A 15732-nucleotide genomic window follows, 5' to 3' on the forward strand; every position below is an offset into this window, starting at 1 on the left:
GTTAACCTAGATAGCTATATGAGCCATTTTTCGGGGCCTTATTTGAGCGATCAGCGGTCATTGAGATTGGATAAATTTTAAAAATAACCAATATAGTTTATAAATACAGCAACCCAGACGACTGAACATATCAATAGAGCAATTAGTACTGCTGCGGAGCCTAAATCTTTAGCGAGACCAGACAATGGATGAATTTCTAAGCCAACTCTGTCTATTGTTGCTTCTATTGCTGTATTAACAATCTCTGCGAATATCACAAATAAAACAGAGATTAGGAGCATGACCTTTTCGTAAATACCTATCTGCCAAATAGAAATAATAGTTAGCGATAAAGCAAGTAATAAAAGCTCTTGTTTAAAAGCAGCTTCATTTTTGGCAAGCCATTTAAATGCACGCTGTGAATTTTTAAAAGCTAAAAATACTCGATTAATACCTGACGGCTTATTTACATTATCAAACTGCATTGGGAATTCCCTCATTGTAGGCTTCGGCCTTACAGGCGTTAAAAATATCGTATATAGGTTGGTATTGGTTGCTATTTACATGAGTTAATCCAAGCAAAGTGTCAAAAATATTGTCGTGTGAAAATGTTTTTGAGTGTTGCAACTCAACACAGCGATTGAATTCAGAGTCAGTAAGCTTATTACTCCAAAAAATCATTGGGATATGAGTTTGCTCGGTTGGTGCTAGTGCATAAGGAAACCCATGAAGGTATAAGCCTTTTTCACCAAGTGACTCACCGTGATCTGACACATACAAGAGTGATTTTTCCGTTTCGTTACTTTCTTGTAATACTTTTATTAATTCGCTCAATACCCTGTCTGTGTATGCAATAGTGTTATCATATGTGTTTGTTAGCTCTGTTGTAGTACAGTTCTGAATATCGCTTCGATCGCAGTCAGGTTTAAACAAACTTGCGTGTTCAGGGTAACGACGATAATAAGTTGGCCCATGTGAACCTATCATATGTAGAATAATCAATTTATGCTTAACGTTACTTTTAGCTATTCTGTCTTTGAATTTCGAGACTAATATTTCATCAAAACAGTAATCACCGTCACAGAGCGAGTGCTTTTTGTTCGGCTCAATGTTTTCTGATTTGACGCGAGCACACACTCCTTTACAGCTGCTATTATTATCAATCCATGTCACTTCAACACCACTACGCTGGATAATGTCTAGGACATTTTCTTGACTATTAGCAAGGCGCGAATCATATTCTTTGCGATTAAGCCGTGAAAACATACAGGGCACGGAGATAGCCGTTGCCGTTCCACATGATGAAACATCACTAAAATATTTCACGCCTAGCTTAGAGGTATAAGCATTCGTTGCTCTACTATAGCCTTGCAGTGAAAAGTTAGCAGCCCGAGCAGTTTCTCCTACAACCATTACTGTTAGCGAGGTGGTCGTTTTATTTTCTAAAGCTGGTAAATTATCAAGTACCTTAAAAGGTAGGGGGGGGTAAAAGTAATTATCTCTCAAATATTTATAACCCGCTGTATAAAAAGCAAACGGGGTGATATAGCTTGTAAGCTGTCGGTTATTACGCCCTACAGAAGCGTACTCTTTATAAAAGGTTGCTGCTATTAAAGCACAACAAAGCAAAGCAAATAGATTTAGCTTCACAAAGCTCTTTAAACGTACTCTAAAACTACCAATAATTATGAACTTGGAAAATAAGTAAGTAGGTACAATTCCTAATAAAACTACAAATATTACAAGCTGAAAATTTAAATATGAAAATGCTTCACCTGAGTTTGTCTCAACAATATTTTGTAACATGCTTTTGTCAAAAATAACGCCATAATTAAGTGTTGAATAAAACAATAATGAGCAAAGTAAAACGCTAAATAAAAGTACGGGTTTAACAAAAGTAACTAAGGACAACCAACTCAAAACTAAAATAGTCAATGAGAAAAGCATTAAAGGAATAGACGTGATAAAAAGCCAATTTATATGGCCTGGCTGTGTTGCAGCAATAAAGGTGTTGTATAAAAACAAGCCATTAAATACGATAACAATATACATCGAAACTAAGCAAACGAAATGACTATAACTTACATGCCAAGACGAAATGTTAAAAATTTTAAAAGCATTTTTCATAATTATTCCTTATCGCTATTTTTATCAGCTAAACGATAAAGCTGCTCTGTGTAAGCTAAGTTGCTAAATAACACATGAGCGAGTGCTTTTTCAGCTAACGTTTTATCTGCGTTTTCCGGTTTATTTCTTTTTTGTATTTTGGTTTTTTTGTTATAGCGCCAATAGCTAGTTTGTTGATTTGGCATTAGGATGACAGCGCGATCATTTTCTAGGTATGCAAAATTGTCGTAGTACTGCATCATCACGCGTTCAACTGGATAATTTTTGGTGAGATCAAAGCCCACCATTGGAGTTGCTTGTTCAATTCCTAAAAGTGACAACAAAGTAACTGGTAGGTCAATTTGACTAACAAGTCTTGAGTCGCGTTTAGCCTTCATATCGCTGTTTAAAATAACCGCAGGTATGTGAAAAGACTTTAAAGGGACGGGCTCAGAGCCAAAAACACGCACATCATGGTCTGCCACAACCAAAAATACGGTGTTTTTCCAGTACGATTGTGTTTTTGCTTTATTTATAAACTTCCCTAGTGCGTAATCTGCATACTTAATTGCAAGATCACGTTTATAGTTTTCAGGGCTATACCCTTCAGGTAGCGATACCTTACCTTGTGGGATGTCAAATGGATCGTGATTGCTCGAAGTAAATACAAGACTAAAAAATGGCACTGCCGCATTACTTAGTTTAGTCAGTTCCTTATCTGCTTGTTGGAATAAGTCCTCATCACTCGCGCCCCAAGATGAGATAAACTGAGGGTTTTCAATGTGGTTGATGTCAACAATATCGTTAAATCCGTTTCCTAGGAAAAAGCTTTTCATATTGTCAAAATGACTTTCACCGCCGTAGATAAATTGGGTAATATAACCTTGTTGACTCAATACATCAGCTAATGAAAAAAAGTTATGCTGGGATTTAGATAGTTTAACTACCGAGCGAGATGGAGATGGCATAAAGCCAGTGGTAATTGCTTCAATACCTCTCACGGAGCGCGTTCCCGTAGCATAAAGGTTGTCAAACCCCCACCCTTGTTGATATAGCTCATCAAGTTCAGGAGTTATACCTAACCCACCAAGTTGTCCAACAAATCGGGCACCTAAACTTTCCTCAAGTATAATTACTAAGTTTTTTTTAACTCCAGAAACAAAAGGTTTGTTGTGTGCCAAGGTCGGAATATTTCCGGTGACAAACTGCTTACGATAAGAAGCCTTTTTGACTATATCTATAACTTGCTGATGAGGCATTGTGCCATACAAATTGCTAGCACTTTTTTCGTTACCCATGTTTTTCAGCGCAAACGCAACACTGTAAGTGGAGTTAAGAACAAGTGAATTTACTAGTGAATCTTGAGAAAAATAGACTAATGCAGGGTTAAGTGGCCGGTGGCTCAATGTACCTCTGGCAGCAAGGAAACAAAGTATTAAAACACCCATAAGAATAGATAAATTAGCTACTTTTTTCAGTGGCTGTACTTGTGGTTTTGTGAATGCTCTATATAAAAGGCGATAGCTGTAAATACTTGTTATTGTCGCCACAAGTAATGTACTTAGCATTGCTAAAAGGTGACCATGAATTAGCATCGAGAATACTTCTTGTGGGTAATCAAGATATTCAATATATAACCGGTTAGGCCTTACATCATATTGAGTGATGAATGCAGCTGTTGATGTTTCTAAAATAACAACAACAGTCGCAATAATGCTACCGTAAAGCGAAAACATGCGCTGGAATAGCTTTGTTTTAGAGCGTGCAATTACATGCAGCATCAATATCAGCACTCCAATAGTTGCTAAGTATCCAACGCTACTTAAGTCTATTTTGATAGCACCTGAAATGACTGGCCAAATATCACCATCATTTAATCTTGAATGTTGCCATATCAATAGCCCAATTCGGGAAGTTATAAAGATTGATAACAATATAAGTGTAAAACGTAACAAGGGTTTTAAAACGGAAGTATTTGCTGACATAGTTGTACTCGTCTTTAAAAATTGCAGCAATACTAAAAATCGAAACTTAAGAAATCCTGATGATAAACTTAATAATGGCTATACTATAAAAACTTAAGGAAGCCTTAAGTAAAACTTAAGTTATATAGCGTAACCTAGTGATTAAGATGTATTTTCAGGTGAACAAATAGAACATGAAGTTATTAATAATTGAAGATTCAGGGTCACTGCGACGTAGTTTACGGGTTGGCTTAACAAATTTGGGCTTTGCGGTGGATGAAACCGGTGATGGCTCACAAGGGTTGAGTATGGCAATGACAGGTGAATATGAGCTTGTAATACTTGATATTATGCTACCTAGTATCGATGGCATCACTGTACTGCAAACCATAAGAACAAAACAGCTTGATACTAAAGTTTTAATTTTATCCGCAAAGCAAGAACCTGAAGACCGCGTTTTAGGGCTTCTAACCGGAGCGGATGATTACCTCACTAAACCTTTTTCATTTGATGAACTTCACGCTCGACTCTTAAATTTAATGCGTCGTGGTGGACTAAAAATGGTCAGTGATATTATAGTTATTGATAATTTAGCCCTGAATTTACAGTTAAAACTGCTAAAAGTTTCTGACAACGTTATTGATTTAACACCCAACGAGTACAAAATTGTCGAATGTTTATTTAGCAATCAAAATAAAGTGTTTAGTGCGGAAAAGCTAAGTACCTATCTTGCAGGACAGTATGATTTAATATCGAAAAACTCGATTGAAGCCCATTTATCATCTGCTCGTAAAAAAGTAAGAGTTGCAGGGGGAGAGCTACCAATTCAAACCAAACGTGGCTTTGGTTATATTGTGCAAGGGCAATGATGAAATCTATTCGCAGTAAACTAGTAATTACTCTCTCAGTAACTATAACAGGGTTAGTTTTATGCATATTGTTGGCCACTGATATTGCTGTTGATAGCTGGATAGACAATGAGTTTGATCGCAGCCTGCAATCTAAAGCAGGTATGTTAAAGACCTTAGTAAATAAGACCGATAATGGTTATTCCTATAATTTTTCCAGTGAGTTTATGCCTGAGTTCGCAGGAGAAGTTGAGCCCGAATACTTTCAAATATGGAACAAAGAAGGTACCTCCATCCGCTCAAAAAGTTTAGATTTATTTGAGGTTAAAAACCTACCATTTGAAAACTTGGAAATTGGCGAATCAAAAATACGACCTATTCAACTACCTGATGGTCGAGATGGCCGAATTTTTTACAGTCGTTTTATACCACAAGTAAAAGATAATGCATCAGTTGACACCTCTAAAAAGACAGACGGTGAGTCAATGATTTTAGCTTATACAGCATCCTCTGAGGAAGTTGATTTTGTACTTTGGTTGATTGACGTTATTTTTATAGTCACGACGATTACAGTTATTGTATTTATTCGATTGTTTGTCAGAAAGGCCATAGATACATCACTTGCGCCATTGGTACAATTAAATAAGGATATCAGTCAGTTAAGCATTATCAGTGAAGGCTCAGAGATATTTATAAAAGAGCCAGTTAAAGAGCTCTTGCCAATTGTTGAAAGTTTAAATGCCTTTATTAAAGAGAACAGGCAACTTTACCTAAGAGAGAAGCGCCTCACATCAGATATTGCCCATGAAATAAAAACGCCCATTGCCGAACTAATTAATATGGCAGAAGTCTCCATACGGTTTCCAAATGAAAAAGAGCTCAATGATGACTTTAAGCCTGAAGCTTTGAAGATAAGCCTGAGACTTAAAAATATAGTCTCAAATTTATTGCTATTACATAAATACGGGGGAGGTAAGCTGAACAAGCGAGATGCCTGTGATTTAAATCAAGTTATTAGCAGAATACTGGAAACCCATGATTTATCACGTGTAAATTTGCAGTTGGATGAAAATGCACCAGCAATTATGAGCAACTTGTTTGCCCTTGAATCAATTTTTAGCAATTTAGTTAACAACGCGAAACAATACAGTCCACTCGATTCAAAAATTTTAGTCTCCACGAGAGTTGTAAGGGATAAAAACTTAATATTATCAGTTACTAATTCCCTTAATGAACCTTTGAATGATAGCGATATAGACCAATTATTTGACCCATTATGGCAAAAAGACACTTCAAGAACATCGATTGATAACTTTGGATTAGGGCTATCAATCGCTAAGACGCTTAGTAAAGCAATTGATGCGCAATTAAGCGCGAAAGTTAGTGACAAAAAAATTACATTTTCTTTAGCCTTAACTACGGATTAGCTTATTCACTAACTACATAGAAATAAAGGCTGGGGTGTACAATTATGTGAAGAGGCTCCTATATACTTAATTTTCTGGCAGCTATAAAACAATCAACACCTTTTCTGCGGCTTAGCTGGGTGTTGTTATCACTGTCCGCTCATGGAATAAATGCGTCTGTTCGATTTGATTGACTTTATTTGTTCAAATCTGACAGTTTTGGTTAGATCTTATTAAATGAATACATTACGCGCTTATCTTGTTAAGCAAAAATGCTAACTAAATCACTGTTAAAAGAAAGTCCGCTTAAGCTATTTTCATTAACCAGAGATTTAAACGCAGCATTACAATAAAGTGCTGTCCCACCTTGCATGCATGATTTAAAAACAAGATTTTTGTCTGATTTAAATGATAAGGATTTGAGGCCATCCTCAATACCATTCAGGTAAGCCTTTTCAGTAAGAGATTCGTCTTCTTCTTCGAAAACGAGTGGATTAAATAAAATTAGCTCTTTATCACACCTAAGCGGTATAAACTCCCCGTATACTTGCAGATAGTTCCCTAGGGCAATATACGCTTTTTGGTTCAAAACAAGGTAATTCGTAAATAAGTTTACGTCGTAGGCTTGCTTTAAAGCTTCTTTTTCAACCTTGCAGCTAAATCCGTTTTTGACTATATCCGTTATTCTAGTTTTGCCGCTTGGAAAGCCAATCTTGGCTAATATTACTGCTTCTTTATAACTGAGGTTATTTTCTTCGGCAATTTGGTCTGCCATCGATACGATATCTAGGTCAATTATATCGTATGTTCTATCTGGTTTGTGTAATTTATAAATATCGAGTTCCTTTCCCATAAGTAATCCTTTGTGAAGTAATATTTGTGCTTATTAAAGATTAATGAAGCCAGAATATCAACTCCTTCGGCAACGCAAACAGAATCTTATTGAATATTAGCCAAATTTTATTAGGCTGGATTACTAAGGGAGTGCGCGTTAGTTATACCTGTACTCTATTCATTTATTAGCTTTTACTGTATTCATTTATTAGCTTTTACTGTATTCATTTATTAGCTTTTAATGTATTCATTTATTAGCTTTTAATGTAGAACTAGCAATATTTACATAATACAGATTCTCATCTTTGCCTACCAAAGCCCCTAGGTATCTACCGTAATGTAGAGCTCATGACCTTTAAAAGTAAAATAGACAGATTAGAAGGCGATAATCGCCTTATTTATCTTCCATAATATCTTTAAGTGCAATGCGCTTTAGCTTAGTACCATCGCGATACCCTTTTACTAACAATTCATCTAATACAGCGCCAGTGTAGAAGGTATAGCCATTTTCTTCATCAACGGGAAGCTCGTATACAGAGCCTGATATTTGAGGCCAAATCCAATAATTCCCACAGGGTGATAAGTGAGGTAGAACCATTGAACCTGAGCTTACTCTCCATTCATCATCATTTTTCCACGAACAAAACAACACATAGCAGGGTTTGCTATCAATAGTTTGAAACGTTAAAACAACCCACCCTTCTGGCTTGTGTTTCATATGTCACTCCATCTTGTTTACAAAAAAATTTAAGCCTCCATTAACCTTAACTTAATAAACAAGAACACCCCCTCTTTTTTCTTAAAAAACACAAAAAATAAAAATGCTTAAATTAACCTAGAATTAATATCGTTGGCATTTTATGAATTTTAAAACCCAAATCAAAGACACTTAAAGAAGATAACGAGAGGTCTGACCAGTTTAACCTTCTCTATTTCTGTAATATCTGCAATCATAGTGACTGCCTTTTGAAAAGCATCAACCTTGCTGGGGGCTAGGTGTGAAATTTTAAATTTAAGCTTTTAGGAGCAGCACTGAATACTAATTTCACTTTGGGTGTTTTACTTGAACATAACAACTTCATGTTAAACACAAACATAAAATCGGTTTGGATAAGGTAAAAACAACTCGAGAAACCTTCACAGTACTTTAAAGATAAATTTTTTTTGAGAATAAATAATTTGCTCGTAGAAAAAACATTGAACTTAACTTTTGAATTTTAAAGTGAGATTAACCCTTGAAAATAAAACAAAATTTTCAGTGGCTCCAAGGATTGATAAGCCTAATTATGACGAAAGGAATAATGTAAAAATGCTTACCAAGAACAACTATTCTAAAGATAAACCTTTTAATTTATCACCCATTATCTATAGTGTAAAGACATTTATTTTTTGGGAGGTAAAATTATGACCGTTACAAAGACGAACGCTAACGTTCACAGAGGTCGATTTGTTATACGATTTTACTCCCATAAAAATCAGTGCGCACTTAATCCCGAGTCATTTCAGGAGCTGATCCTGGCTTTTAAACTGGAATGTGACCCTAATGTGAAGCTGTTTGCCACCCAGCCTGAGCAAATAGAAGTGACTATAGACAAAAAAGTTTACCGCTATACACCCGACTTCTTAGTCCTATATCATTCTGGCTTCGCTGAATATATTGAAGTTCATCATGAGTCTCAGGTTGATAAAGAGTATCACTCGAAAATTCATCTTTTTAATGAGTACACCCGAAAAAAAGCACAAATAGGTTTACGGTTAATCATCGTCGATAAGCTCAATACTATCTTTATGGCGAACCTGAATCTGATAACAATGTATTACTCGGAGCATTCATTCCCATTAACAATGCTGCCTGATGGAGATTTAACCTTTGGTCAACTCATCGAATGCTTGGAGGGTATAGCTAAAAACCCAGTGTCAGAGGCTTATGGACTAATTGCATCAAATGTATATAAATTCGATATGGAGAAGCCGTTAAACGCCTCTACTACATTGATGCGAGGTCACCTCAAATGATCGGATATGCTACGGGCACTGACTTGACTAATAAGTACGGTAACGTTGAATCTATTGCGTTTGTTGACAGTACATCAATACTCCTTTCCGGTGATGGTATAGAGACTAAGAAGCGCCTATTACCTCGAGACGACTTTGAGAAATCAATTGATGATCAAGGCTTTATATTAAGAAACGCACAGCATCCACATATTGAACTAACAGAATATCAAAAGTTAACGGTTACATCACGATTGATGTATCAATCTATCTTGAAAGAACTGGTTAGTGAAGGATACCCTGCTACAACTAAGAAGACATATGATGAGCTCATCAAACGAGTCGAGAGCCAACATCCTGCAACTATTGCCACAAAACACCCGCAATGGAAAACGGTATGTCGCCATTGGCGCGTATGGGTTCAATCAGATTTTAATGATGAGGCGCTTGCGGGAGTGAAGCGCAATAGCCCTGTACGGCTAAATGCGGCCACTGAGGCTTTCATACAGCACTACATCGCTACCGTCTATTCGTGTAATAACTCTGCTTTCAAAGGCGCATATTACAGTAACTATAAACGAGAAGCGCAAGAAGCTAGCTTGAAAAATAATGAGATTCAAATCGCATCACAACGCACCTTTTACCGCCGGTTACAAGAGCTTACTGATGCCGAAAAACTTGCTAATTTTAAAGGCCTTTCACAAGCGGAAATCAATAAGCGACTAACAACGCTACGTAAACGAATAAAAACCTATTACGCAATGCAGCGCGTTGAATGCGACCGTGTTGTGCTAAATATGTGTTTAATTGACGACAAAACAGGCCTTCCGACACCGCCTATTTCTTTGTATGTAGCAATAGACGTATACACACGCGCACCTATCTCTGTGGTGCTTAGCTTTGAACCTGAAAACTCTGCCGGTGGGCTTAACCTTTTACGTCAAATATTTATGGCGGATAGTAATCTTACAATGAATGGACGCAAACCGACTACATTGATTATGGATAATGGCCCAGGGTTTAATAATCGTTTGATAAAAAAGGCTGCGGAGCGACTTGAGTTAAATATTCATTATACACCATCAAATCAACCTGCTAAGAAGCCATTCATTGAGTCATTTTTTAACGTATTAAGAGATCACTTTTTTTCAGGTATGAAGATTGAAACGCAAAGTGGTGAGACGAGTATTGGATTTCAAAGTTATTCAGGAAAACGTACTAACCCGAACTCACTCGACACAATTCCATTAGCTAAACGTGCGGATATAAAGGTATCTGATTTTACAAAGCTACTGAATATATTTTTGACAGAATACATGCACAAACACCATAAACAGGCTGGCCATACGCCTATCAAAAAATGGAATCAGTCCATTATTGATACGCCTATGCCCTCATTCACATATGATCAGCTACAACATTGCTTCCACGTGTCCAGAGCCCAGGCCTCACATAAATTACAGCAACGTGGAACTATCAGATGTTTAGGTCAAGATTATTACAGTGATGAGCTAAAACAACTATACGCGGCTACTAAAACAGACATGGAGCTGGGTGAAAACCCCTCTGTTTATGTGTTTCATGACGACCTAGATGCCAGAAAAGTAACAGTTCAAGCAACACTGCCTGGCGAGAACAATCCTGTGGAAATAGTGGCTGATAATATTGACCATCATGATACTAAACTACCAGTCAGCTTTGCTGAATTAAATGGCAATCAAACTCTGACCCAACTCGGAATATATACAGAAACTTTCTCCCATACTCCTACTGGTCACTATGTCGGTGAAATAACTGAATTCGTAAAGCAAAAGCCCAAACGCAAACAGCACAGAGGCCCGAAGGTAGCGTCTTTCAATAAAAATACGAAAGAGAACTTATCCATTGTAGAGCGAATAAAAAAATCTCATAAAGTGAATGAACTTAAATCACAGATATCGCACTCAGGTGAACAAGATACCTACGCAGATACGATAGTGAGCAAAACCAGAGAAATGGCCTCTACCCGTTATAATGATGATGAAGGAAATGAAAAACAATGGTAACTATGCCCAGTACAATTTTCGCATGTGACATTCAAATGAAGATATGGCAGAGGATAGCGGAAATCCACAATATGTATCACGTACCTTCAGAGGATAAACGAGCTCAACTTATTTATGGTGCCTCGGGTGCTGGCAAGACGTATATATTAAAGCAGTATCACGCTCAGTTTTTACCTGTTACTAAGCCAGAAAAAACGACAAAACCAATCTTTTATGTCGCTTTTAAGGAGTTTAAAAAAAGTACTGCAGAGATAACTCGATTTTTAATTTCAGAGCTAGAGGGAACAACACAAAACTCTCGCACTACTGCAGCTGAATTGGATGCCCAACTTATCTCACTTCTCAAAGACCTAGAAGTGGAGCTAATCATTCTTGATGAAATTCAGAATATTGCCTCAAGTTATGATGGGATAGAGTTTCAACGAATTATTAAATATTTTTGCTATCTGATCGATAGCAACAAGATCCGTTGTTCGATTATTTTCGCCGGTACAAGCAGTGCTAAGCGCCTTATTACATTTGGTAGAACCGCCGGTAAATTTGACGATGACGAGCAGATGTCTCGTCGACAAATGCGCCCCATTGAAATTAAGCCAATCCTTCCTAAAACGAAAAACTGGATTGCCTGTTGTAATTGGTTCATTCAACAAGTTGGGTTGCCAAATTTAACAAAGGATGAGCACAGTGAGCTACTTGATCGTATTTACCTTGCGTACAGTGAGCACACCATGAGTACAATGCGCGATTTATTTTTACGTAATAACACACGAAATGCAAAAAACTATGATCAGCTTATAGAAGCCTTATTTGAAAACTTTGAGAAATATGCAATTGGGGCTGTCAATCCATTTGATTATGAACTTTTAACAAAAAAACAATTAGATGCATATCTAAATGAGCAAGATAAAAACCTTAGAAGTCAGTTCTATTCGGGGTTATGCTAATGCGTTTCCCAATAAAACCCTCTTACTATGAAGCGGAGTCAGGTATTGGTTATGTACTTCGTTTACTTAAAAGAAATGGCATACAATCAGAATCTCGCGTACTCAATAAGGCTATGCTAACCAGTATCATCAAAGGTAGATCAACAAAGAACGGACTCCTTGATCACCTTATTCCTATAACTCGCACTTTATCATCATTAAAGATAAAGTGCTGGACACATGCGAGATTGCTAACGCCACAAGTTTGTCCAGATTGTGTTAACCAATATGGGTATTTTAGGGCCCAGTGGCAAAATCCATTTTTACGACACTGTATTATTCATGAGTGTGCCCTGTTATCCGAATGCCCTCATTGCAATTCACCGCTGCAATTTACCATTAATCTTCTAAATGGCCGCTGCACATCACCTTTATGCGGCTTACGCTTAACGCATATACCATTGAATAATCAATTAAAATCACCTGAACAAGTCCACGATGCATACCTCATAGCTAAAGTGATAGTTGACGATAGTAATACACGAACGAGTTTCCCACCAAAGGAGATTACCTCCACATTATTAAATAGAGCGGCTGATATTCTTAATAACCCAGATAGTGCTAGAGTATTCTTAAGTGAAAGGGCTAAACGTGTACCAACAGATCTACCGTTGAACATTGAGTTTCACAAAATTGAAATTATTGTTCAGAATTTGCTATGTGAATGGGGGTCATTATCCACACTATATGAAATGTATAATAGCGAGTATATTCGTTCAAAAGCTCCCATAACTCAGCTTTGGTTTGAAGCTCAAACAGCCTCCTCTATAATTGGGGTAACGTTTAAACAAATCGCTCTTTTAGTCGAAGTTGGATTGATAAGAACTGATTCAAAAAAGGCCTTAAGAACAGATACTCGCGTTGAAATATCAGGTGTTTATACCTTTTTAGCCGAGTTCAGCCACAATAAAGATTACGTCCCCCTTTCTGAGCTACGTCGCTTTATGGCTCTTCATAATATCTGTATAACTGATGTACTGATAGCTGCTAAAAATAAAGAATTATTAATAACATACAAACCTTCATTAGACTTAATGCATTCCATACACGTTTTGCCTGAAGCATTCGATACCTTTTGTAAATTACATACTCAACTTATAAGAGATAAAACGATGTCCGTTGCAAACGTAGCTGAAGTCACCGGTATACCAAAGGTAGAACTAATGAGGTTGATTAATACCGGTAAGCTCAGGCCCGTTTACATTCATGGCAATAATTCAAAACGTATACTTAATTGTGATACTTTGAAGTTGGCGAAAACACAAAACAAACAGCTATCACTCGACATTTAGCACTTTGTAATTTCAACTTTAATTTTTAGGCCGAGACTTGCTCTCGGTCTATGCTTTATTAATAACAATACCGGCAGTTCACTAAAACTAACCGACTGAATATCAATAAGTTTAACTTTCCCTTTTTTAATAAAGGTTTAGTAATTTAATCCATAACTAAACCTAAATCAAACCAAATTTGAATTAACTTAACATTACAAATGAAGCTTCGCATATCTGCATTTTAGCTTTCACTTAAATGGCTTCATTTCTCTTTATCCTAAAAATCCATTTTCTAATCGATTTACTACACTTTTACTAAGTAAATATTAGCGTATAGTGTTCGCCACTAATTTACCGAATACAGAATCTACTTAATTATGTGCTCATTAATATCAAGTCAGAGTTCTTCAGTGGCAGAATGAGAATATGCAAGGCAGAATGAGAACTTTTTGGCTGGATGAGAATTTGTGTTGGGGCAGTTTTTAGCTATAAATAATTCTCAATTTAAGAGGCGCAGTACCCATAAAGAATACAAGCTAAGTTATTGTTTTGAAATCTTATTACTTGGCTGAGATTCTCAAGTTATATGGCGCCGATCAAAATTGATCAGTGCCACTTAAATCGAGAATTCACGGCGCGTTGAGAACTTATTGATTTATAATAAAATATGGCACTTAAATTGAGATTTATTAACTTAATTACACTCTAAAAATAATTATGTTTTTTATTAGGTAAATTTCTTAATCAACGTAAAATCGCTTACAAACGTATATGAAGGTAACTAGTTTTAAATGATAATTTGGCTATTTATTGTTTACTTCGAGGTAGAGTTTATTTAGGCCGATGCCTTCCATAGTATCGACATCGCATCTTTATTTTTCATTACGTAAAGAGCCTCGACTCTTGGCCAGTCACAACTGTCGATTGCATCACTCAAAAATTACCGGCGGTCTGCTCTGTACCATAAGCCGACTATCAGCCGTAACTCGTTTCTGCCCCAAAACAACTTAGCTCGAGATTCCTAACCACTTTCTCATGCCTGTTCTTGACCAGCTTTCCCAAATAACAGACTATAAGCTTAGTTGAGCATTCACGACTATACAGACAAATTCTGCTAAAAAGACACTGTTATATCCTAAGGAAAGTTATGATAATTAGAAACTTGGTGAGGTGTAATTCATGCAAAGAAACGCAGTGGTTAAGAGTTGACCGCCCTGAATTAAAGAAGGATACATATCTCTATTCTTGCCCAACGTGTTCAACTGAAATATTTATAGATACGAAAAAAACAAGCAAAGGAATATCTATTGAATCGGATGAATGTGAAACAATAGATTTTGATGAATATCATAATCAAAATCTACCAACAGGAATAGTTACATTATCTTCGCATTACCCCATCTTTACGGATGTTCACCACAAAGAATTGCTCGAAGGTGGATCACCTAAATTATATTACTTTTCAAGAGACATACGTGGTGCTAAAAAATATGATGATGTAATTACTTTTTTCTCTTTGATAAAAGAGCATATGTATGGTGAGCACTCTAGGGTACTAAATGCACTTGAGTCAGGTAATCTTAGCTTAGTTAGAGAACTTTTATCTGCTTCTAAGTTTGAGGCTAACTCAGATATTTTAAAGTCAAACAACGCACAATTAATTTATGAGGTTTACTCGTATTTATCAGTAATATTTTTTACATCTCTAGAAATTGATGATAGGCAAAAAGTCTATTCTGAGTATTATGATGAATTAAATAACTGTATCGATAAAAGCTTAGTCAAATATTCTGGATTGTTAATGGACCTTCATCATAAACATGAATATCTAGAAAATAGGTCGAAATTATTTAACTTGCACAAGCGTTTATTTCGCCAAATTGAATCATATATGGCAGGTTTTATATATGAGTATGCATCAGATGATTTTAAAAATGACATTGATAAGTGTCGACTTTATAGAGCTGACTTTGATACTGTAAAATCCCTATATGTTGATATATTTGAATTAATCTCCAAAACATCTACTTATATTGTTCTGATTGCGAACCTTTCAAAACGAGGTGACGTTAATCTATTTTCAGATGGTTCTATGTCAGTCAGTAAATTCAAAAAGCTAACTTCTTTTAAAAAACTTCAGTTTCTTAGTGAGTTGCCGCTAGTTAGTTCCCTATTTCAATCCGTTAGCAGAAAAATGAGAAATGAAATAGGACACTTTAGTGCGAGATATGATGTTAAAAGTGGCAATGTGATTTTTGACTCAGGAAAAACTGAAAACTACTTAATATTTTTAAACAA

12 protein-coding genes are annotated in these 15732 nt (G+C 36.3%); 7 read left to right on the plus strand and 5 right to left on the minus strand.

The genetic code is table 11. The features are described 5' to 3' along the window. Nucleotides 1–77: 77 nt before the first annotated feature. The 3 genes from PAT01_RS18535 to PAT01_RS18545 are packed head-to-tail and all read right to left on the minus strand — an operon-like array spanning nucleotide 78 to nucleotide 4070. A complete protein-coding gene (locus tag PAT01_RS18535) occupies nucleotides 78–464 on the minus strand; it encodes a diacylglycerol kinase (RefSeq protein WP_024032690.1) in 387 nt (128 codons plus the stop codon). Continuing rightward, complete coding sequence (locus PAT01_RS18540; protein ID WP_096042867.1) at nucleotides 454–2106, minus strand: phosphoethanolamine transferase; 1653 nt, start codon at nucleotides 2104–2106, stop codon at nucleotides 454–456. The genes PAT01_RS18535 and PAT01_RS18540 overlap by 11 nt, the downstream gene beginning before the upstream one ends. A gap of 2 nt (nucleotides 2107–2108) precedes the next feature. Beyond that, entirely contained in the window at nucleotides 2109–4070 is a 1962-nt protein-coding gene (locus tag PAT01_RS18545; RefSeq protein ID WP_055018895.1) for an LTA synthase family protein, read from the minus strand. 173 nt (nucleotides 4071–4243) lie between these two features. Between PAT01_RS18545 and PAT01_RS18550 the strand changes: the two genes are divergently transcribed. Together PAT01_RS18550 and PAT01_RS18555 are read left to right on the plus strand one after the other, a co-directional pair. Continuing rightward, on the plus strand, nucleotides 4244–4918 hold the full coding sequence (locus tag PAT01_RS18550) for a response regulator transcription factor (protein ID WP_024032693.1): 675 nt from the start codon (nucleotides 4244–4246) through the stop codon (nucleotides 4916–4918). Then, nucleotides 4915–6324 carry a sensor histidine kinase gene (locus tag PAT01_RS18555; protein ID WP_223866400.1) on the plus strand — a complete coding sequence of 470 codons (1410 nt, stop codon included), beginning with the start codon at nucleotides 4915–4917 and terminating at the stop codon, nucleotides 6322–6324. Before PAT01_RS18550 ends, PAT01_RS18555 begins: the two co-directional genes overlap by 4 nt. 241 nt (nucleotides 6325–6565) lie before the next feature. Here the strand turns inward: PAT01_RS18555 and PAT01_RS18560 are convergent, their stop codons facing one another. Together PAT01_RS18560 and PAT01_RS18565 are read right to left on the minus strand one after the other, a co-directional pair. Beyond that, nucleotides 6566–7156 (minus strand): hypothetical protein, encoded by a 591-nt coding sequence (locus PAT01_RS18560; protein WP_055018897.1) that lies wholly within the window; start codon nucleotides 7154–7156, stop codon nucleotides 6566–6568. A gap of 375 nt (nucleotides 7157–7531) precedes the next feature. Then, nucleotides 7532–7855 carry a hypothetical protein gene (locus tag PAT01_RS18565; RefSeq protein ID WP_024032696.1) on the minus strand — a complete coding sequence of 108 codons (324 nt, stop codon included), beginning with the start codon at nucleotides 7853–7855 and terminating at the stop codon, nucleotides 7532–7534. A gap of 686 nt (nucleotides 7856–8541) precedes the next feature. Here PAT01_RS18565 and PAT01_RS18570 point away from each other — a divergent pair. From PAT01_RS18570 to PAT01_RS18590, 5 genes are all read left to right on the plus strand, one after another. Next, nucleotides 8542–9153: a TnsA endonuclease N-terminal domain-containing protein gene (locus PAT01_RS18570; protein WP_055253882.1), complete on the plus strand. Its 612-nt coding sequence runs from the start codon at nucleotides 8542–8544 to the stop codon at nucleotides 9151–9153. After that, complete coding sequence (locus tag PAT01_RS18575; protein ID WP_096042865.1) at nucleotides 9150–11177, plus strand: DDE-type integrase/transposase/recombinase; 2028 nt, start codon at nucleotides 9150–9152, stop codon at nucleotides 11175–11177. The genes PAT01_RS18570 and PAT01_RS18575 overlap by 4 nt, the downstream gene beginning before the upstream one ends. A gap of 35 nt (nucleotides 11178–11212) precedes the next feature. After that, nucleotides 11213–12121, plus strand: a complete 909-nt coding sequence (locus PAT01_RS18580) for a TniB family NTP-binding protein (protein WP_223866401.1) — start codon at nucleotides 11213–11215, stop codon at nucleotides 12119–12121. A gap of 440 nt (nucleotides 12122–12561) precedes the next feature. Further along, on the plus strand, nucleotides 12562–13452 hold the full coding sequence (locus PAT01_RS18585) for a hypothetical protein (RefSeq protein ID WP_096042864.1): 891 nt from the start codon (nucleotides 12562–12564) through the stop codon (nucleotides 13450–13452). Between the two features lie 1129 nt (nucleotides 13453–14581). Beyond that, nucleotides 14582–15732, plus strand: a 1151-nt coding sequence (locus PAT01_RS18590) for a hypothetical protein (RefSeq protein WP_154945980.1), incomplete at its 3' end; no start/stop codon positions are given.

It is taken from the genome of Pseudoalteromonas atlantica, from assembly GCA_007988745.1.
GTDB classification, from domain to species: Bacteria; Pseudomonadota; Gammaproteobacteria; order Enterobacterales; family Alteromonadaceae; genus Pseudoalteromonas; species Pseudoalteromonas atlantica.